Consider the following 25,255-nt stretch of genomic DNA (forward strand, 5'->3'; position numbering starts at 1 on the left):
AGCCGACGGGACGTCCTTACAACCCGCCGACTGGAGAGAGCGCGCGTGGAAGCTACCGTACATTTCATCAACAGCATCATCTGGAGCAAGGCACTGATCTTCGTGTGCCTGGGCGCCGGCCTGTTCTTCAGCCTGCGCACGCGCTTCATGCAGATCCGCGGCTTCCTCGAGATGTGCCGCCTCACCGTCAAGGGTGAGAAATCCGACGCCGGCGTGTCGTCCTTCCAGGCCCTGGCCATGTCGATGGCCGGCCGCATGGGCATCGGCAACATCGCCGGCGTGGCCACCGCCATCGCCTTCGGCGGCCCCGGCGCCATCTTCTGGATGTGGGTGATGGGCTTCCTCGGCGCGTCCACCTCGTACGTGGAATGCACCCTGGCGCAGATCTACAAGACCAAGGATGCCGAAGGCCGTTATCGCGGTGGCCCGGCGTACTACATCGAAAAGGCCATGGGCCTGAAGTGGTACGCGCTGGCCTTTGCCATCGCCACGATCATTGCCGCCGGTTTCCTGATGCCCGGTGTGCAGGCGAACGCCATCGCCGACAGCATCATCAACGCCTGCCGCGGCACTGCGCTGTGCGGTCCGCTCGATGGCCAGGCCTTCGGCATGGAATCGGTGCAGGCGCTGAAGCTGGGCATCGGCATCGTGGTCGCGCTGCTGCTGGGCGTGGTGATCTTCGGTGGCGTCAAGCGCATCGCCAACTTCGCCGAAGTGGTGGTGCCGTTCATGGCCGCCGGCTTCATCCTGATGGCCATCGTCATCATGATCATCAACTACGACCGCGTGCCGGAGATGTTCAACATCATCTTCAGCAGCGCCTTCGGCACCCACGCCGCGTTCGGCGCGATGATGGGCCTGGCGGTGGAGTGGGGCATCAAGCGCGGCATCTATGCCAACGAGGCCGGCCAGGGCTCGGGCCCGCACGCGGCAGCGGCCTCGGAAGTCTCGCACCCGGCCAAGCAGGGTTACGTGCAGGCCTTCGCCATCTACTTCGACACCATGATGGTGTGCACCGCCACCGCGTTCCTGATCCTGGCCAGCGGCACCTACAACGTGTATTCGCCAGCAGGTGCCGGCGCCCCGCCGATCTTCCAGGGCCTGGCCGGCATTCCGGAAGGCGCGGGCTACGCCCAGGCCGGCGTGGAAGCGGTGCTGCCGGGCTGGGGTTCGGCGTTCGTGTCCATCGCCATCTTCTTCTTCGCCTTCACCACCATCATGGCGTACTACTACATGGCCGAGACCAATCTCAGCTATGTGAACCACAACAAGAAGCGCCCGCTGACCGTGCTGGTGCTGCGCCTGGGCATCATCGCCATGGTGGTGTTCGGCGCGTTCCATAATGCAACCCTGGCCTGGGCGCTGGGTGACATCGGCGTGGGCCTGATGGCCTGGCTGAACATCATTGCCATCCTCATCATCCAGAAGCCGGCAATGCTGGCCCTGCGTGACTACGAACGACAGAAGAAGCTGGGCCTGGATCCGGTGTTCGACCCTGATGCACTGGGCATCAAGAACGCTGATTTCTGGCGCCAGCGCAAGCAGGAGAGTGTGTAAGTGAACAACCCTTGGAACAACCGCCGCCCGTCCGCCCGTCCGCCGCGCGCAACGCCGTTGCCGCGCCCGGAGGTGCCGGCCACGGGCGGTGGCGGGCGCGGTGGCAGCGATGAGCTGCGCCTGTACGGCCTGAATGCCGTGCTGGCCGCGTTCGAGGCGCGGCCGCAGGCGCTGCGCAAGCTGTACCTGCTGGAGGCGCGCATTGCGCGCCTGCAGCCGCTGCTGAAGTGGTGCGTGGCCAACCGCGTGGGGTACCGCGTGGTTGAAGACGGCGATCTGAACAAGCTCGCCGGCACCACCCATCACGAAGGCGTGGTGGCCGATGTGCTGCGTGCACCGGCACTGCCGCTGGCGCAGTGGCTGGAGCAGGTCGGCGACGGCCCGGCGCTGGCGCTGTGGCTGGATGGCGTGGGCAACCCGCACAACCTGGGCGCGATCCTGCGCTCGGCCGCGCACTTCGGTGCCAAGGCACTGCTGCTGCCGGCCGCCAGCACGCTGGCGTTGTCCGGTGCCGCCGCACGTGTGGCTGAGGGCGGTGCCGAAGCCGTCCCGCTGGTACAGCTGCCGGAGACCGCGCAGGCAATGTCGCAGCTGCGTGCGGCCGGTTTTGGCCTGGCGGCAACCCTGGTCGATGGCGGTGACGACGTATTCCGCGCATCGCTGCCGGAACGGTTGGTGTACGTGATGGGCGCAGAGGGCGAGGGCATGGACCGCAGCCTGGCCGGCCAGTGCGACCTTCAGGTCTCGATTCCCGGCAGTGGCGCGGTGGAGAGCCTGAACGTGGCCTCAGCCACGGCGGTGCTGCTGGCGCAGTGGGCGAGCCGACGCAACGGCTGATCCCGCGGTTTCAATGCCGTGCTGATGCCCGGACCCGGCCCTTGTGGCCGGGTTTTTTTTTGCGCGGTGCAAGAGCGCAAGCGGTGCATGCCAGGAGAATTGGGTCATCTGCGTCAGCTCACGTTGTTTCAAGCACGCTTGACCGAACGACAGGCAATTTTAGAACTTATCTCATTGCTGGGCCGTTTCCCGCGCCGCACGGTGGAGATCCTTCCAACGTCGTACAGGAGTGGTTCCATGCATCGAGTCCAACGCCGCACACGCCGCACTTGCCTGGTGCTGGCACTCGCTGCGCTTGCGTCACCCGCGGTGCAGGCCGGAGAACGCAGCCTCGACGGGATCAATTTCACCGGCCCGTTGATCACGCCGAATCCGGCCGGCCTGCCGCAGGGCAACTGGTACATCGAGCCCTATCTGGTGCGGGTCGACAGCCGCGACCACTACGACAACAACGGGGATCGCCGCCGCAGCGCCGAGCGCAGTGGTGCGTGGGCGACCGTGGTGCCGATCATCTACGGCTTCAGCGACCGGGTGATGGGCCAGGTCAATCTCAGCGCCTCACGCTCGGAATCCGGCAGTGCGCGCAGCAGCGGCTTCCGTGCCGGCGACACCACGGCACGCCTGCAGTACCTGCTGCAGTCACCGAATGCCGATGGCACCCGTCCGGCCATCTCGGTCGCGCTGGTGCAGCGCTTCAGCACCGGCAGCCACGACCGCATCACCGGCAATCCGCTGGATGCGCAGGGCGATGGCGTGCAGCGCACCACCGCCGCGCTGGGCGTGCAGCAGGTGGTGTGGCTGGGCAACGATCGCCCCGTGCGCTGGCGCGCCCAGCTCAGCGCCGGTCCTGCCCCATCGCGCACCGCCATTTCCGGCACCAGCGTGTATGGCACCGACGACAGCTTCCAGGGGCACATTTCGCGCGGCTCGGTACTGGGCCTGTCGGTGGGCGCCGAGTACAGCTTCAACTCACGCTGGGTGGGCGTGATGGAAATGGCCGCAAGCCGCGAGACCGGCCAGCGCCTGAGCGGCTTCGCACGCAACAGCAGTGGTGTGATCGAACGGATTGAAGAGCACCGTCCGGCCAGCCGCAACGTCAGCCTGGCGCCGGCCGTGGAGTACCACTTCAGTCCGTCACTGGGCCTGATCGCCGGCGTCGAATTCACCGTGGCCGGGCGCAACGCCGGCCGCATCATCAGCCCCCAGGTCGCCCTGGGCATGTTCTTCTGAGGGGCGGCCGATGAACATCGAATCCATCGTCAACACGATCCTCGGCGTCGTCTGGAGCCCGTACCTGGTGGTGCTGTGCCTGCTCGCTGGCCTGTACTTCAGTGTGCGCACCCGCTTCATCCAGTTGCGTGCGCTGCCGGACATGCTGCGCCTGATGTTCCGTCATGAGCGCTCCGAATCCGGCGTGTCACCGTTCCAGGCCCTGTCGCTGTCGTTGTCCAGCCGGGTCGGGGTCGGCAACATCGCCGGCGTGGCGATGGCGATCGCCTTTGGCGGCCCGGGCGCGATCTTCTGGATGTGGATCGTCGCCTTCCTCGGCGCGTCCAGTGCCTTCATCGAATCCACGCTGGCGCAGATCTACAAGGACCGCGATGCCAAGGGCCAGTATCGCGGTGGGCCCGCCTACTACATCGAAAAAGGCCTGGGCCAGCGCTGGTACGCGGTGCTGTTCGCACTGGTGACCGTACTGGCCGGCGCGATGCTGGCCGGCACCCAGTCCAACGCAATTACCAGTGCAGTGAACGAAGCCTGGAACGTGCCGGTGATGACCACTACGGCGGTACTGCTGGTGGTGCTGGGCGCGATCCTGATCGGCGGCGTGCGCCGCATCGCGCGGGTTGCCGAATGGGTGGTGCCGCTGATGGCAGTGGCGTATCTGCTGGTGGCGGCGCTGGTGATGGTGCTCAATGCAGAGAAAGTACCGGAGGTGATCATGCTGGTGCTGCGCAGCGCATTCGGTGTGGATGCCGCGTTCGGTGCAATGATCGGTACCGCCATCCAGTGGGGCGTGCGCCGTGGCGTGCTGTCCAACGAGGCCGGCATGGGCAGCGGTGCGCATCCGGCCGCTGCCGCCGAAGTTTCGCATCCGGTCAAGCAGGGCCTGGTGCAGTCGTTCTCGGTCTACATCGACACGATGGTGGTGTGCAGTGCCACCGCGTTCCTGATCCTGTCCACGGGTCTGTACAACGTTTACGACCCGGCAGTGAATGGCATTCCGGATGAGGCGCGCCTGCTGCTGGGCAATCTGCCCGGCGTCGAGGCCGGGCCGCGCTTCGTGCAGCATGCGGTGGAATCCGCGTTGCCGGGCTTCGGCCGCTCGTTCGTGGCGCTGGCGATCCTGCCGTTCGCGTTCACCACCATCCTGGCGCTGTACTACATGGCCGAGACCAACATCAGCTACCTGTGCCGTGATCGTCCCGCGCCGTGGGTGATGGGCGGGTTCCAGCTGCTGTTCCTGGCCGCGACCGGCTACTCGGCGGTGAACAGCGCAACGATCGCGTGGTCGCTGGGCGACATCGGCGTCGGCCTGATGAGCTGGTTGAACATCATCGCCATCCTGCTGCTGCAGAAGCCGGCGCTGGCGGCGCTGCGCGACTACGAACAGCACCGCCAGGCGGGCAAGGATCCGCTGTTCAATCCGAAGCTGCTGGGTGTACGCAACACCAGCGTGTGGGAGGGCTGACAGGACCGGGGGCAGATCCCTCGCCAAGGCGAGGGCTCTGACCGCACGCCATGACCCGGTGGGAGCGCCATTACCCGGTGGGTGCGAACCTTGGTTCGCACCGCTCCCGCCGCTGCGTTCGCCGGGCATGGCCCGGCACTACCGCATCACTCGTTCGGCGGCGTGGTCGCCTTGGCCTCGCTGCCGAAGCTGCCATCGGCTTCCGCCGCCAGGTACGCGAACACGGTGTAGGCAGCCACGTTCTGCGCCAGCGCCTTCGGGTCGATCTTGTCCAGCGTGTCGTCGGCGGTGTGGTGCAGGTGGAAGTAATCCGAGCCGTCCTGCGCCAGCCATGCCCACGCACCGCCCTTGGCAGCCAGCGGACCGACGTCCGGACCCGGGCCACCCTTGTCGGCCTGGTACTCGATGCCCAGCGGTTTCATCACCTCGGCAATCTGCTTCGTCGCTTCGCGCGAGCCTTCCGGGTTCGGCGAACCGGTATTGAAGGCATAGATGCGGCCGGCACCGAAGTCACTCTCGGCAGCCAGCTGGTGCAGGGCCACATCCTTGGCGTGCGCTTCGGCGTAGGCCTTGCCGCCGTACAGCCCCTGTTCCTCGTTGGCGAACGCGATCACGCGGATGGTGCGCTTCGGCGCCTGCTTGAGCTGGCCGATCAGGTGGCCGGCGGCCATGGTGATGCCCACGCCTGCGCCGTCATCCACCGCGCCGGTGCCCAGGTCCCACGAATCCAGATGACCACCGATCACCACCACTTCCTTCGGCAGGCTGCGGCCGGTGATCTCACCGATCACGTTGTACGAGGTGGCGGTGCCATCCCAACCGCAGTCCAGCGCCACCTTCACCGTGGTGCTGCCACGTGCCAGCAGGCGCGCCAGCTGGTTGGCATCGGGCACCGACAGCGCCGCCGACGGCACCGGGGTCAGGCCTTCATCGAAACGGGTGATGCCGGTGTGCGGCACGCGGTGCGAGTCGGTACCGGCCGAGCGCATCAGGAAGCCGACCGCGCCCTTGCGGATTGCTTCGGACGGGCCCTTGCTGCGGATCGCGCCGCCACGGCCGTAGTCGCGGCCATCGCGGAACGGCAGCATCTGGTAATCAACGAAGGCGATCTTGCCCTTCAGCGAACCGGCCGGTGCCGCCTGCAGCGCGGCCAGGTCGGCGAAGCGGACCACTTCGGCTTCAACGGTGCCGCCCGGGCTGCCGCCCAGCGCGGTGATCTGCAGCGGCTGCGGGTTCCTGCCGGTCACCGCGGCGTGTTCACTGCGGCGCTCCCACTTCGGGAACGTCACCGGTTCCTTCCACACCTTGTCGAAGCCGAGGGCCTTGAACTTGGCTTCGGCCCAGGCCACGGCGCGGGCGTCGGCCTCGCTGCCGGCGATGCGCGGACCGATCTCGGTGGTGAGCGATTCGACCACCTTCCAGCCGGTGTCATCGGCCAGCGCCTGGTCGCGCAGCTGTGCGGCGGTGGCCAGCGACGCCGGGGGCAGGGTGGTGGTACGCGGCGCCGCGAAGGCCGGGGCGGCCAGCAGGGCGAGGGAGGATGCGATGGCAAGGACGCGGCGACGCATGGACAACTCCGGGAAGGGACCTAAGCCTTGGAGCTTAACAGTCGTTCAGCCCGGCGCATGGGCGGGAGGTCATGGCTGCCGCGAACGCTGTTTTCCGCCACGTCCGGCAAAGCGAAAGCCCCGCCGGGGCGGGGCTTTCGTGCAGTCGCGGTAGTGCCGGCCGCTGGCCGGCTCCCCGCTTGTTCCGACCTTGCCGGCCAGCGGCCGGCACTACCGGTAGGCCGCCTTATTTCTTCAGGCTGTCGCGGATCTCGCGCAGCAGCACCACTTCCTCGGCCGGTGCGGCCGGTGCGGCTTCCTGCTTTCGCGACAGGCGGTTGATCGTCTTGACCACCAGGAAGATGGCGAAGGCCACGATCACGAACTGGATCAGCGTATTGATGAAGTCACCGTAGCCGATCACCACGGCCGGGATCTCCTTGCCATCGGCGCCGACGCTGGCCGGTGACAACGTCCAGGCCAGCTGCGAGAAATCCACCTTGCCGATCAGCATGCCCAGCGGCGGCATGATGATCTTCTCGACCAGGGCGGTCACGATCTTGCCGAAGGCCGCGCCGATCACCACGCCGACGGCGAGGTCGATGACGTTGCCGCGCATCGCGAATTCCTTGAACTCGGTGAGCATTCCCATTGTTGTTTTTCTCCGGTGGGGGAAGTGGACAGCGCGCAGGGTAGCGCAGGTGATGTCAGCCGGCGATCACGCCGTGGCGCTCGGCCACGTTTTCCAGTCGGGCACTGAAGCGGTCGCCGGGTTTCAGCGCAGCCACCCCGGACGGGGTGCCCATGAACACCAGGTCGCCGGCGCGCAGCTGCCACAGCTTGGACAGCTCGTGCAGGATCTCCGGCACGTTCCAGATCATCTGGTCCAGCAGCGCCTGTTGGCGCACTTCGCCGTTGACCTCCAGCGACAGGTTCAGCGCGGCCAGGTCGCCCACTTCAGCGGCATGGACAATCTCGCTGATCGGTGCCGAGGCATCGAAGCCCTTGGCTGCATCCCACGGATGGCCCTTGTCCTTGGCGGCGGCCTGCAGGTCGCGGCGGGTCAGATCCAGTCCGACGGCATAGCCGTAGACCAGAGCGTCGGCATCGGCCACGGCCAGTTCGCCGGCTGGCGCATCACGGCCGATCGCCACCACCAGCTCCACTTCGTGGTGCAGGTTGGCGGTTGCCGGGGGATAGGGAATGGCATCGTCGTGGCCGACCACGATCGCATCGGCCGGCTTGCTGAAGAACATCGGACGGCCGCGATCGTCGGTCGCCGGCACTGCTGCGCCCATTTCGCGGGCATGGTCGGCGAAGTTGCGGCCGACGCAGTAGATACGGTGCACGGGGAAGCTGCCGCCACCGGCTACCGGCACACGCGGCAGGGCTACGGCAGGGATCACATCGGAGACATCGGACATGCGGGCATCCAGGAAGGGCGTGCCCGCAGTCTAGAACGCATGGCGCCCGCCGTCAGCGGGCGCGGAGGGCGTGGATCAACGCGAGGCCGGCAGCACCGGCTTGCGCACCACGCGGTACTCGCCTTCGACCACGGTCGGATCGACCGGACGGGCAACGCCCGGCTTGCGCGAGGCCAGCAGCTTCCACGCCAGGCCGACCAGGATCATCGCCGCACCGACGAACACGCCGATGAACACCATCGCGGCCAGGATCGCCAGGCCGAGCAGGCCCACGGCAACGCGCACCAACGGGTGACGCGGCTTGCGCGGCGCGAACAGGGTGCGGAACTGGTTGAAGGCGGATGCGCGATTGAACATGGCGGCTCGATAGGCTGGGATCAGCGAAACCAGAGTATCGGGACGCGCCACTGTCATTGAGTGAAAAACTCGTTAAATATAGCCTATGCTTATTACGGATCAATGACTTGTGTTCATGTCGCAGCCAGTCACCTGAGTGGGCGTGCGACAATGCAGGTTTACTGTCCGAGCCTTCGCCATGACTGCCGCCGCTGCCCTGATCGCCCTTGATGCCATTGCCGATGGCGCGTTTGCCGAGGTCGAAGCGGTGGTCGATGGCGATGCCGAATCGCTGGTGCTGTACCGCGATGGCGCGCAGGTGCGTGCGTTCCTGAACATCTGCCCGCACGCGGGCCGTCGCCTGGACTGGGCCCCGGGCCAGTTCCTGAAGAGCCGCGAGGGCCACCTGGTGTGTGCCGCCCACGGTGCCTCGTTCGCGCTGGACAGCGGCGACTGCATCGCTGGCCCCTGCAAGGGCGACCGCCTGCGCGCGGTGCCGGTGGACGTGCGCGACGGGCAGGTTTATCTCGCCTGAGTCCAGGCCAGGGGTCGGATCCGTTTTCCGCAGGAAAGCGGCTCTTACCCCATCAAGCCAGGAGCAGTCGAGCATGGCTCGACGCTACAAAAGCCGTGTCGACCAAGGTCGACACCTACCAACAGCAGCACGGAATGCCGTTTCGACAGCTCGCATGAATCTGTCGAAGGCGGGGTGGGTCCGGTTGCGGGGGTGTCCGCGGCATGGATGCCGCGGCCAGGCCCCCAGGGACGGGTTTACGGCGTCCCCCGCAACCGGACCCACCCCGCCATCCCACGAAATGCACGCTTTTGCTGTTGAGGTTGCCGGCCAGCGGCCGGCACTACCGGGGTGCAGGGCGCAGCCCTGCCAACAAACCCCAACCTCAGAACATCAGGTTGATCATCAACACCACCACCAGCGTGTAGATCAGCGACAGCGGGCCGCCGACCCGCCACATCTCACGCGGTGTGTAGTTGGCCGGCCCCGTGATCATCGAGATCACCGGATTGGAGGCCGTCATCAGGTTGTTGGACGCCGACAGCGCCACGATCAGCGCGAACGCCGTCGGATTGCCGCCCGCCGCCAACGCCAGGTTCACTGCAATGGGCACCATCACGATGGTCGCGCCCACATGGCTGATCACCAGCGAGAACGCCGTGGTCAGCAGCGCCAGCGCCACCTCCAGTACCCACACCGGTATGCCGGTGGGCAGCTTGTCGATGGTATGGCCGGCCACCCATGCCGCCGCGCCACTGGAATCCATCGCCCAGCCGAGCGGGATCAGCCCGGCCATCATGAACACCGTCTTCCAGTTGATCGAGGCATAGGCCTCGTCCATGCGCAGCACGCCGGTCAGCAGCATGCCGGCCACGCCGGTCATCAGCGTCAGCGCCACCGGCAGCTTGCTGGTCAGCGCGATCAGGATGGTCAGCGCGAAGATCGCCATCGCGATCTTGAACTTGTGCGGGCGCTGCTCGCCGGTCGGGTAGTCGGTCACCACCACGAAGTCACGGCTGCGGGCGGCCTGCGCCAGGTCGGTCCAGATGCTGTGGAACACCAGCATGTCGCCGGCGCGCAGCTGCACGTCGCGCACGTCCTCGCGGATCACCTGCTTGTCTCGGTTGATCGCCAGCAGGCTGATACCGCGCTCCTTGCGCAGGCGCAGGTCGGCCGCGCTCTTGCCGATCACGTTCGAGGTCGGCGGCACCACGGCCTCGGAAATGCCGGCGCGGCTGGGGTTGAACAGGTCGCCCAGATGCTTCAGGCGAGAGGACATGCGCAGGAACTGGTTCTGCGCGAAGTCGCTGATCTGCTCGCGCGGGCCCATCGCACCGAGCACGCTGCCGACCCAGATGCGCATCTCCGCCGGCGGCGCCAGGCGGGTGTCGTTGCCGGTCTTCAGGGCCAGCAGCAGCGGCGCATCGTGCAGGTTCTCCGCCTCGCCCAGGGTCATGCCGACCAGCGGGCTTTCGGCGCTGACCACCAGCTCGAACACATCGCCTTCGATGCCGTAGGTCTTGGCGAAGTAGCTCTCGGTGCGTGCCGGGGTGACCCCGTCGTTGACCAGGCTTTCCTCTTCCACCAGCTTGCGGTCGCCGTAATAGCGGAAGTACAGCAGCGAGGCGATCAGCAGGGCCACGCCGATCGGCAGTGGCGCGAACATGCGCAGCGGCTCGATGGTGGCCAGGCCGGAAGGCAGGTTGTTGTTGGCCGAGGCCAGCAGATCGTTCAGCAGGATCAGCGGTGAATTGCCGACCATGGTCAGCGCACCACCCATCACGATTGCCGCCGAAATGGGCAGCAGCAGGCGCTGCAGGGTCAACCCGGTGCGCGCGGCCAGTCGCGAGGCGACCGGCAGGTACAGCGCCATCACCGACGGGTTCTGCATGAAAGAGGAATTCAGGCCGGCAATGGCCGTGGTCATCATCAACAGCCGCTGCTCGACGCCATGGCCGCGCCGCAGCAGCCACGCGGCCAGCCGGTTCAGCGCCCCGGTGCGGTCCAGGCCCGCACCGAGGATGGTGGTGGCGATGATGCTCATCACCGCGTTACCGGAGAAGCCGCCGAAGATTTCCTCCGGCGCGATCAGCCCGGTGACACCGAGCACCACCAGGACCACCAGCGCGACCACGTCGGCGCGGATGCGCTCGAACAGGAACATCGCCATCGTGAAGCCGACCAGCCCGAGCACGAGCTTCATGTCGTTGGTCAGCGTCAGCGCGGTATCCATGTGGGGAGCGGTGTCCTCAGGCGATCGTCAGGTGCGGTCGTACAGCAGGTCCCAGACGCCATGGCCGAGCTTCTGGCCGCGGGTCTCGAAGTGGGTCTGCGGACGCCAGTCCGGGCGCGGCACGCTGCCACGCGGGCCGGCGCGGTTGACCAGGCCGGCGGTGGCATCGAGCACGTCCCACATCTGCTCGGCGTAGTCCTCCCAGTCGGTGGCGCAGTGCAGGCGGCCACCCGGGCGCAGCTTGCGCACCAGCAGCTCGGCAAATGCAGGCTGCAGCAGGCGGCGCTTGTTGTGGCGCTTCTTGTGCCACGGGTCCGGGAAGTAGATGCGCACTTCATCCAGCGCGCCATCGGCAATCTCGTTCTGCAGCACTTCCACCGCATCGTGGTGGTACAGGCGCACATGGTCGGCGTTGTCGTCGGCCAGCGCGTTCAGCAGCCGGCCCACGCCGGGGGCGTGCACCTCGATGCCGATGTAGTCGCGCGACGGGTCGTGCTGGGCAGCGAAGCGCAGCGCGGCACCGTTGCCGAAGCCGATTTCCAGCACCTTGTGCGCCGGGCGGCCGAAGGTGGCGTCCAGGTCACGCGGCTGGCCGTTGTAGTCGATGCCGAAGCGCGGCCAGCGTTCGTCGAACGCGCGCTGCTGGGCGGGCGTGAAGCGGCCCTGGCGCAATACGAAGCTGCGCACTTCGCGGCGGCCCTCGCTCACGGTGAAGGGCTTGGGCGGGGCCTTGGAACCGGCGCTGTCAAAGGGATTGGTCATCAGCCGATCAACCCATCCACCGGGGAGGAGGCACTGGCGTAGCGCTTGCGCGGGATGCGCCCGGCCAGGAAGGCCTCGCGGCCGGCTTCGACGGCCTTGCGCATGGCACTGGCCATCAGCACCGGGCTGCGTGCACCTGCAATGGCGGTGTTCATCAGCACGCCGTCGCAGCCCAGCTCCATCGCGATCGCCGCATCCGACGCGGTGCCCACGCCGGCGTCGACGATGATCGGCACCTTGGCGTCTTCGATGATCTGCAGCAGGTTGTACTTGTTCTGGATGCCCAGGCCCGAGCCGATCGGCGCGGCCAGCGGCATCACCGCAGCGCAGCCGATTTCTTCCAGGCGCTTGGCCAGGATCGGGTCGTCGGAGGTGTAGACCATCACGTCGAAGCCGTCCTTGACCAGCTGTTCGGCGGCCTTGAGGGTCTGCACCACGTCCGGGTACAGCGACTTCTGGTCGCCCAGCACTTCCAGCTTGGTCAGGTTGTGGCCGTCCAGCAGCTCACGGGCCAGCCGGCAGGTACGCACCGCGTCTTCGGCGGTGTAGCAGCCCGCAGTGTTGGGCAGGATGGTGAAGCGCTCCGGCGGCAGCACGTCGAGCAGGTTCGGCTCGCCCGGGTTCTGCCCGATGTTGGTGCGGCGGATGGCCACGGTGACGATCTGGGCGCCTGCAGCCTCGGTGGCCAGGCGGGTTTCTTCCAGATCCTTGAACTTGCCGGTGCCGGTCAGCAGCCGCGAGCCATAGGTCTTGCCGGCGATCACCAGCGAATCGGGGGAGACATGAACGTTCATGGCGCGATTATCGCTTATCCGCCTGAAGATGGGGTCACGCAGCGGGCGGGGTCGAGCGTGGGGTCAGATCCCTTTGCCTGTGGCAAAGGGATCTGACCCCTGAAGACCCGAGCAGCCTCAGCCCCCGCCCAGCGCGTGCACGATCTCCACCACGTCGCCTTCGGCAAGGACATGCCCGCCATGGCGGCTGCGGCTGACGATCTCGCCATTGACCTCCACCGCCACCCGGCGCTGCAGCAGCTGCTCGGCTTCGAGCAGGTCGTGGACGGTCGCCAGAGCGGGCAGGGTACGGGGTTCGCCGTTGAGCTGGATGTTCATCCGTGCATTGTCGCCGATAGCCCGGTGGGATCGGAACGTTTGCAAATTGAACCGGGCGCCAGCTCTGGCACAACCGGTTTTCACGCGGTCAGGCGACAATCCATGCGGCGGCGCAGCGTGAGCAAACGCCGGCGCAGTGAAACCATTCACCGTGCGCCGGCGTACGTCCGCCGGGTCCTCAACGATATCCCCACAGGAGTTCTTTACATGCTGCTCAGCAAACGCCCGATCCGCTCCCTGATGGCGGCCGCGATCGCGCTGGCCGCGCTTCCGGCCATGGCAGGCGAATCCCCGTATTCCAAGGCCGTGTTCTTCGGTGACAGCCTCACCGATGCCGGCTACTTCCGGCCGTTGCTGCCGCCCGGCGTGCAGCCGGTCACCGGCCAGTTCACCACCAACCCGGGCTGGGTGTGGTCGCAACAGGTGGCCAACTACTACGGTCTCAACGGCGCCGCCAACGGCAACGGCCAGAGTGGCGACAACTATGCGGTGGGTGGTGCCCGCGTCGGCGTGGACGTTCCGAGCGCGATGGGAACCATCCCGTCGCTGAAGTCGCAGGCGGCCCGCTACCTGGCCGCGAACGGCGGCAAGGCTGACGCCAATGTCCTGTATACGGTGTGGGGCGGTGCCAACGACCTGTTCGCCGCCGCCGCTGCGCCGGCGCAGGCGCAGGCCATCATTGGTGCGGCCGTCACCGACCAGATCGCCCTGGTCGGCGCGCTGAAGCAGGCTGGAGCGCAGTACGTGCTGGTGCCGAACCTGCCGAACGTGGGCCTGACCCCGGCCTTCCGTGGCCCGAATGCCGCAGCCGCCACCGCGCTGTCGGCCGGTTACAACAAGGCCCTGTACGGCGGCCTGAAGCAGGCCGGCATCGAGTTCATCCCGCTCGATACCTTCACCGTGCTGGGCGAAGTGGCTGCCAACCCGGGCATGTACGGCTTCACCAACGTCACCAGCACCGGTTGCAAGATCGATCCGGCCAACTCGACGCAGAGCATCCTGACCTGCAACCCGACCAGCTACGTCAGCCCGGATGCGGCCAACACCTACCTGTTCGCCGACGGCGTACATCCGACCACCGCCGGCCACCAGCTGCTGGGCCAGTACGCGGTTTCGGTGCTGGAAGGCCCGCGTCTGCAGCAGGTGCTGAGCCACTCGGCGCAGACCATCGGCCGCTCGCGAGCCGACCAGGTCAGCATGCATCTGGGTGGTCGTCCGGCCGACGGCCTGTCCTGGTGGGGCGGCGTGCGCGGTGACCTGCAGCGCTATGACCACGCCGACCTGTACGACGGCCTGGCGCCGGCCGGCCTGTTCGGTATCGACTGGGCGCGCGACGGCATGGTGTTCGGCGGCTTCGCCGGCTTTGGCCGCCTCAATGCCGACTTCGGCAACAGCCGTGGTGACTTCACCCAGAAGGACACCACCGCCGGTCTGTTCGCGGGCTGGTACCACGACCGCATCTGGGTCAATGGCCAGGTCAGCTACACCTGGTTGTCCTATGACGTGAACCGCAAGGTCCAGCTGGGCCCGGCCACCCGCGAGCACGGTGGTTCGCCGGACGGCAGCAACCTGACCGCTGCCCTGAACGCTGGTTACGAGTTCGGCACCGAGGGCGGTTTCCGCCACGGCCCGATCGCTTCGGTGATCTGGCAGAAGGTGAAGATCGACGGTTACACCGAAAGTGCTGCGGCCGGCACCCTGGCGACCGCACTGGGCTATGACCGCCAGAACGTCGACTCGACCGTCGGCCGCATCGGTTGGCAGGCCCGCTTCGATGGCGGCACCGTCAAGCCGTACGCGCAGGTGACCTACGACCACGAGTTCGAAGACACCAAGCAGGCCAGTGCCTGGCTGCAGACCCTGCCGGAACTGGGCAGCTACCGCGTGCCGGGCCTGAACTTCGACAAGAACTACGCCACCGTGGTGCTGGGTGCCCGTACCGAGCTGTTCGGCCTGCAGAGCAACTTCGGCCTGAGCGCATCGGCCGGGCAGAAGCGTGCCCAGGACGCGACGCTGTTCGCCAACTTCAGCGGCACGTTCTAAGCAGCAACCGCGGGGGGCGGATCCCTTTCCGCAAGGAAAGGGCTCTGACCCCTCGCGGATGCGGTGGCCACCATTGCGCTGTACCGGTCCCTCCGCATAGACTTTCATCCGCGCTGCGGGCGTAGCTCAATGGTAGAGCTGTAGCTTCCCAAGCTACTGACGTGGGTTCGATTCCCATCGCCCGCTCCATCCCGCCTCTCGATCACTCCTGATCGAGCAGGCCACCCAGCCGATCCGCTTCGGCTGAAAGCGCTTTGATCACGGAAAGATGTTCCTTGAGGCGCTCCTGCCGGGAACTGCCCGCCGGCATTTTCGTCAGATTTTCAACGTCACTGAGCACCTGCGAGGAGAACGTGTTCTCCTCCGTTGCTGCGGGCAGCACCGCTGGATATCGCGCTTGGCTTCTCTTAGCCTGTGAGCGCACATTCTGGAGGTCGACGTGATGGATCACAACGAACACTCTGCCTGATCTGCATGGCTTTGAATCCAAGCACGCTTCGCCGTTACACCCAATGGCTGCCCATTCTGGTCTGGGTTGTCATCGGTGTGGCGTGGTGGTCACCTCTGGGAGTGATCGCCGGCTTGGCTGCGTGTCTTGCGTTGGGGGGCGTGCTGCAGCGCTTCGATCTGATCGGCGATGCAGTAGGCGGTGAACGGTTGCGCTCGCGAACACCAGGGCGCTTTGCCAACCGGCCGCCTGCCCACGACGTGCAGCTGGAATGGGGCGAGCTGGGCATGGGAGGGCCCGTCTACAGCACCCAGATGCTGCGTGATGGTGCCATCGTCGAAGACATCGCCATTGCAGGTGGTCGTGATGCCAGTTGCGGATGGAAGGACGTTCCGGGAAGCGCACTGCGCTGGGCCTCCTGCTATGTTGACCGGTGCGAGGCCGTCATCGTCTACGACGAGCGTCACAAGGTGGTGTATGTGCTGGCGATGCCTGGCTGGCAGTTCTGGCAGCAACTGAATGCGCAGCGGCAATCCGAAGGAGACGCTGGCGCCGTGTCGTGGCTGCGCAGCCTGCCCAGCAGCACGCGCCAGCTGTATCCCTGTCGCGGTCTGTGGCTGCACCAGGCGCACCCGGCGCTGAGCGCTGGAGTGCCGAAGGCGTTGCGGCATGTCCTGCCTGATGCCCGGGTGCTGCAGGCCATCCCGCTGCTTCCCGACGACCTGCGCCTGACTGCGCATCCGACCTTGTTCGCGCGCATCTGCCCGTACGCGCTCTGTCTTGATGGCGAGCCCAGTGACCGTCACGCCTGCGATCTGGAGACGGTCATTGCCAGCCCGTCCGGTCGATGCGTGGTGGTGGCGGGCAGCGTGCTCGATGGGGAGCTGCGTCCCATCGAGGGAGTGTGGCTCGTCCACTGGCAGGGGCGTTGGCAAGCCATTGGCCGCCGTGCGATGGGCGGCAGCGGCAAGGCCCGGAGTGGGGCCTGGATCGATGTGATCGAGGCCGGCGATGACGGCATGCTCCGATGCGAGGCCTACCAGGAACGCTGGGAGTTTGATGACATCACGCGTTGCCCGACGGTACACACGTCGCTGGCGCTTCCCGTGGAGTGGCGGGACACTCCGTTGGCACTGCGTGCTCGCAATGGGCGCTTCAACCTTCGCATCCCTTCTCCCTGATCAGGCCTGGGTGGCGCGCTCGCGCGTTTCCCGCAGCGACTGCGCATACTCCTCGGTAAACAGCCCCGACAACGCCCGGCGCTGCCCCGCATCGATCTCGCGCGAAGCGTTGGTCGTGTAGTCGAAATGCACCATCACGCAGCGCCCGCTGGCCACCAGGGCCTCGAACTGGAACGCCTGCTGCACGATCGTCAGCGAAGAGCGGCCGATGCTCTCGATGCGGGTCTCGATGCGCACGTCGTGTCCCGGCTGGATCTGCTGCAGGAAGTCGATTTCGTAGCGGCGCAGGATCAGCGTCAGGTCGCGCATGCCGGCCTCGCGGCTGAAGTACCGGAAGATCTCCTGGCGGCCCTCCTCGAACCAGACGGGCAGGGCGGTGTTGGTGACGTGGCCAAGCACGTCCACCTCGGAAAAGCGTGGGAACACGGTGATCGACATGGGTTTCCTTCCGGTCTGTCCAGATTCTGGCAGTGTGCCGTCCGTTTCCGGCCAGGCCACGCCGCAGAGCATCATCCACCCGCCACACGCCCGCGCTATGCTGCGCGCCTGCCGCCCGATCCTGCCGCGATGAAGCTCGCCATCCTGTCTCGCAACAGCTCCCTGTACTCCACCCGCCGGCTGGTCGAGGCGGCCCGCGCGCGCGGCCACACCGTGCGCATCCTCGATCCGCTGCGCTGCTACATGCGCATCGCCGCCGATGGTTTCTCGATGCATTACAAGGGCAGGCCGATGACCGGGGTGGACATGGTCATCCCGCGCATCGGTGCCTCCATCACCCGCTATGGCACCGCCGTGCTGCGCCAGTTCGAGCTGATGGGCGCGCGCACGCCCAATCCGTCCGACGCGATCCTGCGTTCGCGCGACAAGCTGCGTGCGCACCAGTTGCTGGCGGCCAAGGGCATCGACATGCCGGTCACCGTGTTCGGCGACAACCCCGACGACACTGTCGATCTGTTGTCCATGCTCGGCCCGCCGCCGCATGTGGTGAAGCTCAACGAGGGCACCCAGGGGCGGGGCGTGATCCTCACCGAGAAGGCCAGTGCCTCGCGCGGCATCGTCGAGGCGCTGCGTGGGCTGTATGCCAACTTCCTGATGCAGGAGTTCATCGGCGAGGCCAAGGGCGCCGACCTGCGCTGCTTCGTGGTTGGCGACCAGGTGGTGGCCTCGATGCAACGGCAGGCCCCGGAAGGCGACTTCCGCTCCAATCTGCATGCCGGTGGCACTGCGGTGGGAGCCAAGGCCAGCCGTGCCGAGCAGCAGGTAGCGGTGCGCTCGGCGAAAGCGCTGGGCCTGTCGGTATGCGGGGTGGACCTGATCCGCTCCGCGCGTGGGCCGCTGGTGCTGGAGGTCAACTCCACGCCGGGGCTGGAAGGGATCGAAGCCGCCTGCGGAGTGGATGTGGCCACACGCATCATCGAACATGTTGAAAAGCTCAAAAAGCCCTGATTATTCAGTGGCTTGAAATTCTCATGAGTGAATGAGGCCGGGTTTAACATGCCTTTAATCGGCCCCGGCGTAGCCTTCAGCGAACCGCAGCTCTGCCTCTCAGCAGGATCGGTATCGGGATACAACTTCAGACCCAGGCGGGGGCACCGCCTGGGTCTTTTTTATGGCGATCCAGCTTCGCTTGTGTCTGGAGCCCCTCCTGCTCACCACTCCCGAGTGGCACTTGCTCATGTGAAGGGACGTCAATACAGTCTGCATTCACCTTCGGACAAGGATACGTTTGCCATGAAACGCGCACTGCTCATGACTTGCCTGCTTTCCTGCGCGGTTCTTCCTCCCATTGCATTGGCGGCGAAGGACAAGACTGAGGTGATCCGACCGGGCCAGCCCCTGCTGGCCGAAGTCGAACGGATCGAAACCGATCTAAATGATGGCAAGACCTATTCGGAGCTCAAACCCGATGATCGCAGCCGCGTGCGCGAGGTGCTGGGCCGCCTGCGATCCGCTTCGGAACGCTTCCCGGACGCATCGGCCATGCCTGAATCGGCACGAACTCAAGTGTTCAATGACCAGCAGATCGTGAACACCGTTTTGACACAGGCGCGTGAAGATAGTCGTCTAATATGCAGGCGCGAACGAACTGTGGGTTCCAATCGCCAGCAGACGAGTTGCATGACCGTGGCGGAACGGAATCGCAAGAGAGAAGAAGGCGGCAACGAGCTGCAGCGGGTCCAACGTCTCGGTACACGTATGGATACAACTGATTTTTAATTAGAGGTGACAGTGAGAATCCTGGTAATCGAAGACAACAGCGACATTGCGGCCAACCTCGGCGACTACCTGGAGGACCGGGGACACACCGTGGACTTCGCAGCTGATGGGGTTACCGGCCTGCACCTGGCTGTGGTGCACGAGTTCGACGCGATCGTGCTGGATCTCAATCTGCCCGGCATGGATGGCATCGAAGTGTGCCGCAAGCTGCGCAACGAAGCGCGCAAGCAGACCCCGGTGCTGATGTTGACCGCCCGCGACTCGCTGGACAACAAGCTGGCCGGTTTCGATTCCGGCGCCGACGACTACCTGATCAAGCCGTTCGCGCTGCAGGAGGTGGAAGTGCGCCTGAATGCCCTGTCGCGCCGCGGCAAGGGCGTGCAGACCCGCGTGCTGGAAACCGGCGACCTGGAATACAACCTGGACACGCTGGAAGTGCGCCGCCAGGGCAAGCTGCTGCAGCTCAACCCGACCGCGCTGAAGATCCTGCAGGCGCTGATGGAAGCGGCGCCGGCCGTGGTAACCCGCCAGGAACTGGAAACCCGCGTGTGGGGTGAGGAACTGCCCGACTCGGACTCGCTGCGCGTGCACATCCATGGCCTGCGTGCGGTGGTCGACAAGCCGTTTGAAGTGCCGCTGATCCAGACCCGCCATGGCATCGGATACCGCATCGCCACCCCGGAAGCCTGATTCCGTGGCAACCAAGGGGGAGCGCCGGCGCACGCCCTATCGGCGGCGCCTGCGCAGCCGCATCATCGTCTCGTTCGTGTTGTTGGGCTTCTGCCTGACAACACTGTTCGCGTTCGCCACCAACTGGGCCCGCATGCGCGTGGAAAACCAGTTGGTGGAAGACGTGATGAACCGCAACATCAACGAATATGTGCGTCGGTTCTACGAGAGCCCGGATCGAAACCCCGACCTGCCCGTGCAGCAGATGCGCGCGCGCCTGGTCAAACCCGACAAGTTCGAGGCATTGCGCGAGGAAGAGCCGGATTGGGCAGCGTTGCCTGATGGCAACCACAACATTTCCGGTACCGACGAACGTGGTCAGCCGTACGCCTACAAGCTGGCCGTGCGCAAGACGCCCGACGCCTGGGCGTTCCTGGCCTATGACATGACCGACAGCGTGCGGGGTGGGCAGCAGCTCAACCGCGCGCTGGTGCTGTCGGTACTGGTGTTCAGCCTGCTGTCGCTGGTGCTGGGCTGGTGGTCGGCATCGAAGGTGATGAAACCCGTGTCGGATCTTGCCGCACGGCTGCGCGCCTACCGCGGCGGCACCAGTGACCCCGAACCGCTGGCACCGCGTTTCCCCGATGACGAAGTGGGGCAGCTGGCCCAGGCACTGGACGACTATTCCTCGCGGCTGACCGAAGTGGTGCAGCGCGACCGTGAGTTCAATGCCGACGTCAGCCATGAGCTGCGCACGCCGCTGGCGGTGATTCGTGGCGCCACCGAGCTGCTGCTGACCCGGCCCGGGCTGGATGAGAAGGTGCTGCAGCGTCTGCAGCGTATCCAGCGTGCGGAACAGCAATGCAGCGATCTGATCGGCGCACTGCTGCTGCTGTCGCGCAACGAGCGTGGGCAGGGCACCAGCAACGTCGCTCGCGTGGCCGAACAGTTGCTGGACGCGCATCGCGCCCAGCTGGGTGGCAAGCCACTGGAGCTGGCGCTGGAAGGCGAGCGCAACCTGGTGATCGACGCGCCCGAAGCCGCGTTGTCGGTGGCGCTGGGCAACCTGATCGGCAACGCGGTGAAGTACTCGCAGGATGGCGAAGTGCGCGTGTTCGTCGGCACCAATTCGGTGTCGGTGACCGACAGTGGGCCAGGCCTGAGCGAGGAAGACGCCGCCAAGCTGTTCCAGCGTGGTTATCGCGGCACCCATGCCGGCCATTCGCAGGGCGGTGGCATCGGCCTGTCGATCGTCAGCCGCCTGTGCGATCTGTACGGCTGGCAGGTGAGCGTGCGCCCCGGTGGCGAGCGTGGCGTGATCGCCACCCTGACGTTCTCGCCGAAGCCGTTGTAAGCGCGGACGGCCGTCACACCCGCTTCGGTAGGTGCCGACCTTGACCGGCACTGCATCCGCGAGGCATGGGGTGAATTCAATGTCGCAAGGAGCACGGAAGTGCCTCTTCCTGCCAGTTCGGGCTGGGAGCCGCGCGGTTGTGGGGGCGTGTCGCGGCTCACGGTTCCGGCGATCCCCGCTGCCATTGCCGCATTTGCCTCCTGACAGACTGACGTGCAGATGGCCAGATGCCTGCGCCGGAATCACCCGCCGTCCGCCAGGAGGCTCGCCATGTCACACCGCACCCGTTACCCGAACCTGTATCAACTGGTCGGCGAATCGATCAGCCAGCTGTCCGCCGATATCGCCCAGCGTGTCGAGGACACGCTGTCCCGGCCCGATGGCCTGATGCCGCTCCTGAAGGTCCAGATGGACGTCGACCGCATCACCGGAGAGGCTGCGCAACGCGCCGGGTTGAAAACGTCGGAGTCCGGCACGCTGGCCGGCATCAGGCACACCGTCGCAGGTATCACCATCCTGACCCGGATGATGTACGCCGTGCATATCGCGCGCACCCGCGGAGGTCCGTTGCAGGTCGTACCTTCGGATGCGATGGAAGGCCTGCTGCTGGCTGCACGCGAGCTGACCTGCCACGCGCAACAGCAGTTGTGGGCTGAAAAGATCCGGGGCGGAGCAACGCTGCAGTAGTCGTCGTGGGTCGGCGCATCCTTTGTCGCATTCCGCCTCCCTGGCTGCCAGGCATTGCCTGCACGCCCTGACGTTGATGCCGGTGAGGCCTGTCGTGCCGGGCAGAAATTGATCCTCGACGCTTTTCAGACACTTTTCAGATTGCGTCCCCCGCATTGATCCGCCAAGGCTTGGACTACAGACAAGCGCGCCCTCGCGTGCCGTGTTCGTCGAGGAACTGCCATGGATCACCCATCATCGTTTGTTGCCGCCTACGAGGCGTCGTCGCGCGTCCATCGATTCTGCGGTCCTACCGCCCTGCGGTTGATCGTGGAGCGCTGGCACGGCAGCGAGTCGTTGTCCGAAGGCCTGCGCTGCCAGGTTGATCTGCTGGGCGAGGCATGCGGGCACAGCCTGGATGACTGGCTGACCCGACCGGCAAGCATCACCACACGCCAGCCGGACGGCGCCGAGGTTGTCCGCGTCGGGCTGATCCGCAGCGTCGAGCGCCTGGGTTACGCAGGCCGTCTGGTGCGGTACCGCGTTCACCTGGCCGACTGGACCGCTTGGCTGCATGACAGTCGCCACAGCCGCGTCTTCCAGGATGAGGATGTGGCCAGCATCATCCGCACGGTACTCTCGGTGCATGCGCCCCTGGCGCATTGGTCCTGGCACCTCGGAAGTGCCCATGCGCTGGAGCGTCGGTGCCGGGGCTACCGCGTGCAGTATCGCCAATCGGACATGGCATTCCTGCAGCAGTTGATGGCCGATGAAGGCCTGGGCTGGTGCATCCGCACGCTGCCCGAGGCACCGGGCGGGCACACGCTGATGATCTTCGGCGACAGCACACGATGCTCGCTGCTGTCACCACCGCGGCGCCTTCACCAGAGCCAGCGCGTGCTGGATGGAGGGGGCATCGCACTGTTGCATGAAGCCTGGCGGGTAGTACCGACCCACATGACCCGCGTGACAGACCTGGACGATCCGTTGCGGGTGGTTTCGGCCAGCCTGCCTGTTCGTACAGTGGCCCGTGGCCCCTTGGAGGACTATTCGCCGGCCCGCCACGCGGCGTGGGAGACCTCGCACGACGCCTTGGCCGAGGTGATGCGCGACACCGAAGCGGCGCTGTGTGAGCAGCGGCGCTGGACCGGTGAGGGGACCGAGCCGGACTTCCAGCCCGGCTACGCGTTCGAGGTGCTGCCAGAACCCGGGCAGCGGGCGGTGCCTGCGTTGCTGCTTACGGCGGTGCAACACGCGGCGGTCAATCAACTGCCTGCCGTTGCCGAACTGCAGCAGCACCTGCCGCTGCACGCTTTGCCCGATACCGTGCCCGCAGACCGCGCGCTGAAGCTGGGCTATGCCAACCGTTTCGAGGCCATGCCGTTCGACCGTCGATGGCGACGTTCGCCGGAGGGCAGGGCAGGGCGATCGACGGCCCCCGGGCCACAACTGGCTACCGTGCTCGGCGGCGATGACGGTGCACCGTTGTACATGGACAGCACCGGGCGCATCCGTGTGCGGTTCGGCTTTGCCACCGACAGCAGGGCTGACAGCGGCTGGCTGCGGGTTGCCCAGACCTTCGCCGGCCCTGGCGTGGGCAGTCAGTTCCTGCCCCGCGTCGGCCAGGAGGTGGTGGTGGATTTCATCAACGGCGATCTCTGCCGCCCCATCGTGATTGGCGCGCTCTACAACGGCCGTGGCGAGGCGCGCGCTGAAGCGCTCGCGCAGTCCAGCGATGCTGGCAGCAGCGCCCAGAACAATCTTGCCGGTGGCAACGCCCCGTGCTGGCATGCCGTAGGCGCGGGCGAACCGGCCCAGCGCAATGCAGGCGCCGTGTGGGGCATCAGCTCGCAGAGTTGGGACGGAGATGGCGGCAACAGTCTGGCGTTTGATGACAGCGACGACCAGCTACAGGTGCGACTCGCCACAACGCAGTGCCACAGCGGACTCAGCATGGGACATCTGCGTTACCGGCAGCACAACTTCCGCGGCAGCCTGCGCGGAAGTGGATTCGAACTGCGCACCGACGCGTGGGGAGCCGTGCGTGCCACCGCAGGCCTATGGCTGGACAGCACGCAGCGTGCAGCGTCCGCCCCGGCCGGCCTGCGCGCTGCGCCGGTGGCCCTGCTGCGGCAGACCGTCGTGCTGGCGCAGACCTTTGACGAAGCTGCACGGCAGCAGCGCACAGTGCGGCTGCGTGGCCCTGCCATCGAGGGCGATGGCGCGAGCGTGCTGCAGACCCTGGCCGACAGCGTGGCGGCATCGCAGCGGCTGCAGGGTACTGACGAAGACATCCCCGCAACCGGGTCTGCGGTGCTGGGACTGTCGGCACCGGCAGGCATCTGCCAGGTGGCCGGGCAGGCGATCCAGCTGGGGGTGGGGCACAGCACGCTGCTGGCCAGCGGCGCCAGTTCGGGCGCGATCGTAGGCGGCCACGTGCGTTGGCAGTGCCGCCAGGCCATCGGCGTGCTGGCTGGTGCGACACGCAATCCTGATAGTGCCGGGTTGAGTATGGTGGCTGGCGAACAGGTGCTTGATATGCAGGCGCAGGCAGACGCAGTGCACCTGCAGGCGCGCGCTGGGCTGGTGGCGGCCAGTCGCCAGGAGGAGGTGCAGCTGGCTGCGGGAGGCACCCTGCACATTGCGACGGGGGGCGGCGCGGCAATTACCTTGAAGGACGGCAACCTGCACGTGACCTGCCCGGGCACGCTGACCTTCAAGACCGGCGAACGGCACTTCACTGGCCCAGTGCAGGAGCTGTTTCCGCTGCCGCAGTTCGCGCAGACGGTCTGCGTGGAGTGCCTGCAGAAAGCCATGCAGGCAGGTCTGCCCTGGTCTGCGAAGAATGGCTGACGCCCCGTGGATCGATCCGTGGCGGCATTCCCGGTTGCCGTGGCAGAGCCCCGGCGATCTGCGCGCGGCCGCGCGGCCCGCCTGTGCGCTGCTGGACATGGCATTCGCGCCGGACGCCTGGACGCAGCTGCGCGCGCTGACCGCAGAAATGGAGCCGCTGTTCACGCATCGCTATGCCGGCAATGGATTGGACCGATTGTCGCCGTGCCTGGTTGCCCTGCCGGACGAAGCCGGAGCACGCGAACGGTCCTGGCAGGCGCTGCTGGACCTGAGCCGCGGCACACCAATGCTGTCGGTGCTGCGTACCAGTGCCGACCCGCATGCCCTGGCCGGGCATCTACGGCGGATCTGGGAGGGCTGTTCCAGCACCGGCCAGCCGTGGCTGTTGCGCTGGGCCGATGGGCGCACCGCCTCCCGCCTGCTGGATGCGTTGGACGAAGCACAGCGGATACGCGTGCTGGCTGGTCTGCACGACTGGCACCTGCCTACCCGCATCGGAGATTGGATGTGCGTGACCGGCAAGGGCGGGACGCAGTTCGATGCCGACGCAAGACCACTGACGTTCACTGCGGCTCAGGAAACCGCATTACGGAGCGGAAGCCAGGCCGATGCCATCACGCGCTTCATTCTGCAGCGGCCCGCGCTGCGGCCGGAGGACATGCCGCCCTCGCAGGTGCATCGCTGTGCGGAACACGTGCTGGGACGTCTGGCACGCCGAGGCATCGACCATCCTGCGCTGGCACATCGGATGACGATCAAGGCCGTTGCCTGCTGGAGCGCCCGCCATGGCGATGATGAGATGCCATGAAG

24 protein-coding genes and 1 tRNA gene are annotated in these 25,255 nt (G+C 66.4%); 15 read left to right on the top strand and 10 right to left on the bottom strand.

Annotated elements, in window-relative coordinates; genetic code table 11:
* The first annotated feature begins 45 nt into the window (after positions 1 to 45).
* The 4 genes from D5301_RS10565 to D5301_RS10580 all read left to right on the top strand — a co-directional run bounded on the left by D5301_RS10565 (position 46) and on the right by D5301_RS10580 (position 5,086).
* Entirely contained in the window at positions 46 to 1,557 is a 1,512-nt protein-coding gene (locus tag D5301_RS10565; protein WP_164162783.1) for an alanine/glycine:cation symporter family protein, read from the top strand.
* A complete protein-coding gene (locus tag D5301_RS10570) occupies positions 1,558 to 2,394 on the top strand; it encodes a TrmH family RNA methyltransferase (protein WP_180846455.1) in 837 nt (278 codons plus the stop codon).
* 237 nt (positions 2,395 to 2,631) lie between these two features.
* A complete protein-coding gene (locus tag D5301_RS10575; RefSeq protein WP_153855659.1) occupies positions 2,632 to 3,624 on the top strand; it encodes a hypothetical protein in 993 nt (330 codons plus the stop codon).
* A gap of 10 nt (positions 3,625 to 3,634) precedes the next feature.
* On the top strand, positions 3,635 to 5,086 hold the full coding sequence (locus D5301_RS10580) for an alanine/glycine:cation symporter family protein (protein WP_093999603.1): 1,452 nt from the start codon (positions 3,635 to 3,637) through the stop codon (positions 5,084 to 5,086).
* Positions 5,087 to 5,232: 146 nt separating this feature from the next.
* Here D5301_RS10580 and D5301_RS10585 read toward each other — a convergent pair whose 3' ends face one another.
* From D5301_RS10585 to D5301_RS10600, 4 genes are all read right to left on the bottom strand, one after another.
* On the bottom strand, positions 5,233 to 6,654 hold the full coding sequence (locus D5301_RS10585; RefSeq protein ID WP_153855660.1) for a M28 family peptidase: 1,422 nt from the start codon (positions 6,652 to 6,654) through the stop codon (positions 5,233 to 5,235).
* A gap of 226 nt (positions 6,655 to 6,880) precedes the next feature.
* Positions 6,881 to 7,285 carry a large-conductance mechanosensitive channel protein MscL gene (gene mscL / locus D5301_RS10590; RefSeq protein ID WP_153855661.1) on the bottom strand — a complete coding sequence of 135 codons (405 nt, stop codon included), beginning with the start codon at positions 7,283 to 7,285 and terminating at the stop codon, positions 6,881 to 6,883.
* Between the two features lie 55 nt (positions 7,286 to 7,340).
* A complete protein-coding gene (locus D5301_RS10595; protein ID WP_110713389.1) occupies positions 7,341 to 8,057 on the bottom strand; it encodes a fumarylacetoacetate hydrolase family protein in 717 nt (238 codons plus the stop codon).
* Between the two features lie 75 nt (positions 8,058 to 8,132).
* Complete coding sequence (locus tag D5301_RS10600; protein WP_005410817.1) at positions 8,133 to 8,414, bottom strand: hypothetical protein; 282 nt, start codon at positions 8,412 to 8,414, stop codon at positions 8,133 to 8,135.
* 178 nt (positions 8,415 to 8,592) lie between these two features.
* On the opposite strand from D5301_RS10600, the gene D5301_RS10605 reads away from it, so the two are divergent.
* On the top strand, positions 8,593 to 8,928 hold the full coding sequence (locus D5301_RS10605) for a Rieske (2Fe-2S) protein (RefSeq protein WP_012511947.1): 336 nt from the start codon (positions 8,593 to 8,595) through the stop codon (positions 8,926 to 8,928).
* Between the two features lie 364 nt (positions 8,929 to 9,292).
* Here D5301_RS10605 and D5301_RS10610 read toward each other — a convergent pair whose 3' ends face one another.
* From D5301_RS10610 to thiS, 4 genes are all read right to left on the bottom strand, one after another.
* Positions 9,293 to 11,140 (bottom strand): SLC13 family permease, encoded by a 1,848-nt coding sequence (locus tag D5301_RS10610; protein WP_110713387.1) that lies wholly within the window; start codon positions 11,138 to 11,140, stop codon positions 9,293 to 9,295.
* 27 nt (positions 11,141 to 11,167) lie between these two features.
* Positions 11,168 to 11,902 carry a tRNA (guanosine(46)-N7)-methyltransferase TrmB gene (gene trmB, locus D5301_RS10615; protein ID WP_010481468.1) on the bottom strand — a complete coding sequence of 245 codons (735 nt, stop codon included), beginning with the start codon at positions 11,900 to 11,902 and terminating at the stop codon, positions 11,168 to 11,170.
* Positions 11,902 to 12,696: a thiazole synthase gene (locus D5301_RS10620; protein ID WP_153855662.1), complete on the bottom strand. Its 795-nt coding sequence runs from the start codon at positions 12,694 to 12,696 to the stop codon at positions 11,902 to 11,904. The genes trmB and D5301_RS10620 overlap by 1 nt, the downstream gene beginning before the upstream one ends.
* A 117-nt stretch (positions 12,697 to 12,813) precedes the next feature.
* Positions 12,814 to 13,014, bottom strand: a complete 201-nt coding sequence (gene thiS, locus D5301_RS10625) for a sulfur carrier protein ThiS (protein ID WP_153855663.1) — start codon at positions 13,012 to 13,014, stop codon at positions 12,814 to 12,816.
* 207 nt (positions 13,015 to 13,221) lie between these two features.
* On the opposite strand from thiS, the gene D5301_RS10630 reads away from it, so the two are divergent.
* Positions 13,222 to 15,057 (top strand): autotransporter domain-containing protein, encoded by a 1,836-nt coding sequence (locus D5301_RS10630; protein ID WP_153855664.1) that lies wholly within the window; start codon positions 13,222 to 13,224, stop codon positions 15,055 to 15,057.
* Positions 15,058 to 15,172: 115 nt separating this feature from the next.
* Positions 15,173 to 15,246 (top strand) — tRNA-Gly (locus D5301_RS10635).
* A 13-nt stretch (positions 15,247 to 15,259) separates the two neighbouring features.
* Here the strand turns inward: D5301_RS10635 and D5301_RS10640 are convergent.
* Entirely contained in the window at positions 15,260 to 15,517 is a 258-nt protein-coding gene (locus D5301_RS10640) for a hypothetical protein (RefSeq protein ID WP_194936638.1), read from the bottom strand.
* A 149-nt stretch (positions 15,518 to 15,666) separates the two neighbouring features.
* Between D5301_RS10640 and D5301_RS10645 the strand changes: the two genes are divergently transcribed.
* Positions 15,667 to 16,686 (top strand): hypothetical protein, encoded by a 1,020-nt coding sequence (locus D5301_RS10645; RefSeq protein ID WP_324187306.1) that lies wholly within the window; start codon positions 15,667 to 15,669, stop codon positions 16,684 to 16,686.
* Here the strand turns inward: D5301_RS10645 and D5301_RS10650 are convergent, their stop codons facing one another.
* Positions 16,687 to 17,124 carry a thioesterase family protein gene (locus tag D5301_RS10650; protein WP_153855666.1) on the bottom strand — a complete coding sequence of 146 codons (438 nt, stop codon included), beginning with the start codon at positions 17,122 to 17,124 and terminating at the stop codon, positions 16,687 to 16,689.
* A 129-nt stretch (positions 17,125 to 17,253) separates the two neighbouring features.
* Between D5301_RS10650 and rimK the strand changes: the two genes are divergently transcribed.
* From rimK to D5301_RS10685, 7 genes are all read left to right on the top strand, one after another.
* Positions 17,254 to 18,132: a 30S ribosomal protein S6--L-glutamate ligase gene (rimK, locus tag D5301_RS10655; RefSeq protein WP_153855667.1), complete on the top strand. Its 879-nt coding sequence runs from the start codon at positions 17,254 to 17,256 to the stop codon at positions 18,130 to 18,132.
* Between the two features lie 285 nt (positions 18,133 to 18,417).
* Positions 18,418 to 18,903: a hypothetical protein gene (locus D5301_RS10660; protein ID WP_110713376.1), complete on the top strand. Its 486-nt coding sequence runs from the start codon at positions 18,418 to 18,420 to the stop codon at positions 18,901 to 18,903.
* 12 nt (positions 18,904 to 18,915) lie between these two features.
* Positions 18,916 to 19,593 (top strand): response regulator transcription factor, encoded by a 678-nt coding sequence (locus D5301_RS10665; protein WP_005410804.1) that lies wholly within the window; start codon positions 18,916 to 18,918, stop codon positions 19,591 to 19,593.
* Complete coding sequence (locus D5301_RS10670) at positions 19,556 to 20,926, top strand: HAMP domain-containing sensor histidine kinase (RefSeq protein ID WP_110713374.1); 1,371 nt, start codon at positions 19,556 to 19,558, stop codon at positions 20,924 to 20,926. Before D5301_RS10665 ends, D5301_RS10670 begins: the two co-directional genes overlap by 38 nt.
* 270 nt (positions 20,927 to 21,196) lie before the next feature.
* Entirely contained in the window at positions 21,197 to 21,613 is a 417-nt protein-coding gene (locus tag D5301_RS10675; protein WP_153855668.1) for a hypothetical protein, read from the top strand.
* A gap of 222 nt (positions 21,614 to 21,835) precedes the next feature.
* Positions 21,836 to 24,445, top strand: a complete 2,610-nt coding sequence (gene tssI / locus D5301_RS10680; RefSeq protein ID WP_153855669.1) for a type VI secretion system tip protein TssI/VgrG — start codon at positions 21,836 to 21,838, stop codon at positions 24,443 to 24,445.
* Positions 24,438 to 25,253, top strand: a complete 816-nt coding sequence (locus D5301_RS10685; protein ID WP_153855670.1) for a DUF4123 domain-containing protein — start codon at positions 24,438 to 24,440, stop codon at positions 25,251 to 25,253. Before tssI ends, D5301_RS10685 begins: the two co-directional genes overlap by 8 nt.
* The last annotated feature ends 2 nt before the right edge of the window (positions 25,254 to 25,255 follow it).

The organism is Stenotrophomonas sp. MH181796 (assembly GCF_009659995.1).
Taxonomy (GTDB): domain Bacteria; phylum Pseudomonadota; class Gammaproteobacteria; order Xanthomonadales; family Xanthomonadaceae; genus Stenotrophomonas; species Stenotrophomonas riyadhensis.

What these genes read in the sequence shown, in the direction of transcription:
- D5301_RS10575 (WP_153855659.1), top strand. Translation starts at nt 2,632, where the DNA reads ATGCATCGAGTCCAACGCCGCACACGCCGCACTTGCCTGGTGCTGGCA.
- D5301_RS10580 (WP_093999603.1), top strand. Translation starts at nt 3,635, where the DNA reads ATGAACATCGAATCCATCGTCAACACGATCCTCGGCGTCGTCTGGAGC.
- D5301_RS10585 (WP_153855660.1), bottom strand. Translation starts at nt 6,654, where the DNA reads ATGCGTCGCCGCGTCCTTGCCATCGCATCCTCCCTCGCCCTGCTGGCC.
- mscL (WP_153855661.1), bottom strand. Translation starts at nt 7,285, where the DNA reads ATGGGAATGCTCACCGAGTTCAAGGAATTCGCGATGCGCGGCAACGTC.
- D5301_RS10595 (WP_110713389.1), bottom strand. Translation starts at nt 8,057, where the DNA reads ATGTCCGATGTCTCCGATGTGATCCCTGCCGTAGCCCTGCCGCGTGTG.
- D5301_RS10600 (WP_005410817.1), bottom strand. Translation starts at nt 8,414, where the DNA reads ATGTTCAATCGCGCATCCGCCTTCAACCAGTTCCGCACCCTGTTCGCG.
- D5301_RS10605 (WP_012511947.1), top strand. Translation starts at nt 8,593, where the DNA reads ATGACTGCCGCCGCTGCCCTGATCGCCCTTGATGCCATTGCCGATGGC.
- D5301_RS10610 (WP_110713387.1), bottom strand. Translation starts at nt 11,140, where the DNA reads ATGGATACCGCGCTGACGCTGACCAACGACATGAAGCTCGTGCTCGGG.
- trmB (WP_010481468.1), bottom strand. Translation starts at nt 11,902, where the DNA reads ATGACCAATCCCTTTGACAGCGCCGGTTCCAAGGCCCCGCCCAAGCCC.
- D5301_RS10620 (WP_153855662.1), bottom strand. Translation starts at nt 12,696, where the DNA reads ATGAACGTTCATGTCTCCCCCGATTCGCTGGTGATCGCCGGCAAGACC.
- thiS (WP_153855663.1), bottom strand. Translation starts at nt 13,014, where the DNA reads ATGAACATCCAGCTCAACGGCGAACCCCGTACCCTGCCCGCTCTGGCG.
- D5301_RS10630 (WP_153855664.1), top strand. Translation starts at nt 13,222, where the DNA reads ATGCTGCTCAGCAAACGCCCGATCCGCTCCCTGATGGCGGCCGCGATC.
- D5301_RS10650 (WP_153855666.1), bottom strand. Translation starts at nt 17,124, where the DNA reads ATGTCGATCACCGTGTTCCCACGCTTTTCCGAGGTGGACGTGCTTGGC.
- rimK (WP_153855667.1), top strand. Translation starts at nt 17,254, where the DNA reads ATGAAGCTCGCCATCCTGTCTCGCAACAGCTCCCTGTACTCCACCCGC.
- D5301_RS10660 (WP_110713376.1), top strand. Translation starts at nt 18,418, where the DNA reads ATGAAACGCGCACTGCTCATGACTTGCCTGCTTTCCTGCGCGGTTCTT.
- D5301_RS10670 (WP_110713374.1), top strand. Translation starts at nt 19,556, where the DNA reads ATGGCATCGGATACCGCATCGCCACCCCGGAAGCCTGATTCCGTGGCA.
- D5301_RS10675 (WP_153855668.1), top strand. Translation starts at nt 21,197, where the DNA reads ATGTCACACCGCACCCGTTACCCGAACCTGTATCAACTGGTCGGCGAA.
- tssI (WP_153855669.1), top strand. Translation starts at nt 21,836, where the DNA reads ATGGATCACCCATCATCGTTTGTTGCCGCCTACGAGGCGTCGTCGCGC.
- D5301_RS10685 (WP_153855670.1), top strand. Translation starts at nt 24,438, where the DNA reads ATGGCTGACGCCCCGTGGATCGATCCGTGGCGGCATTCCCGGTTGCCG.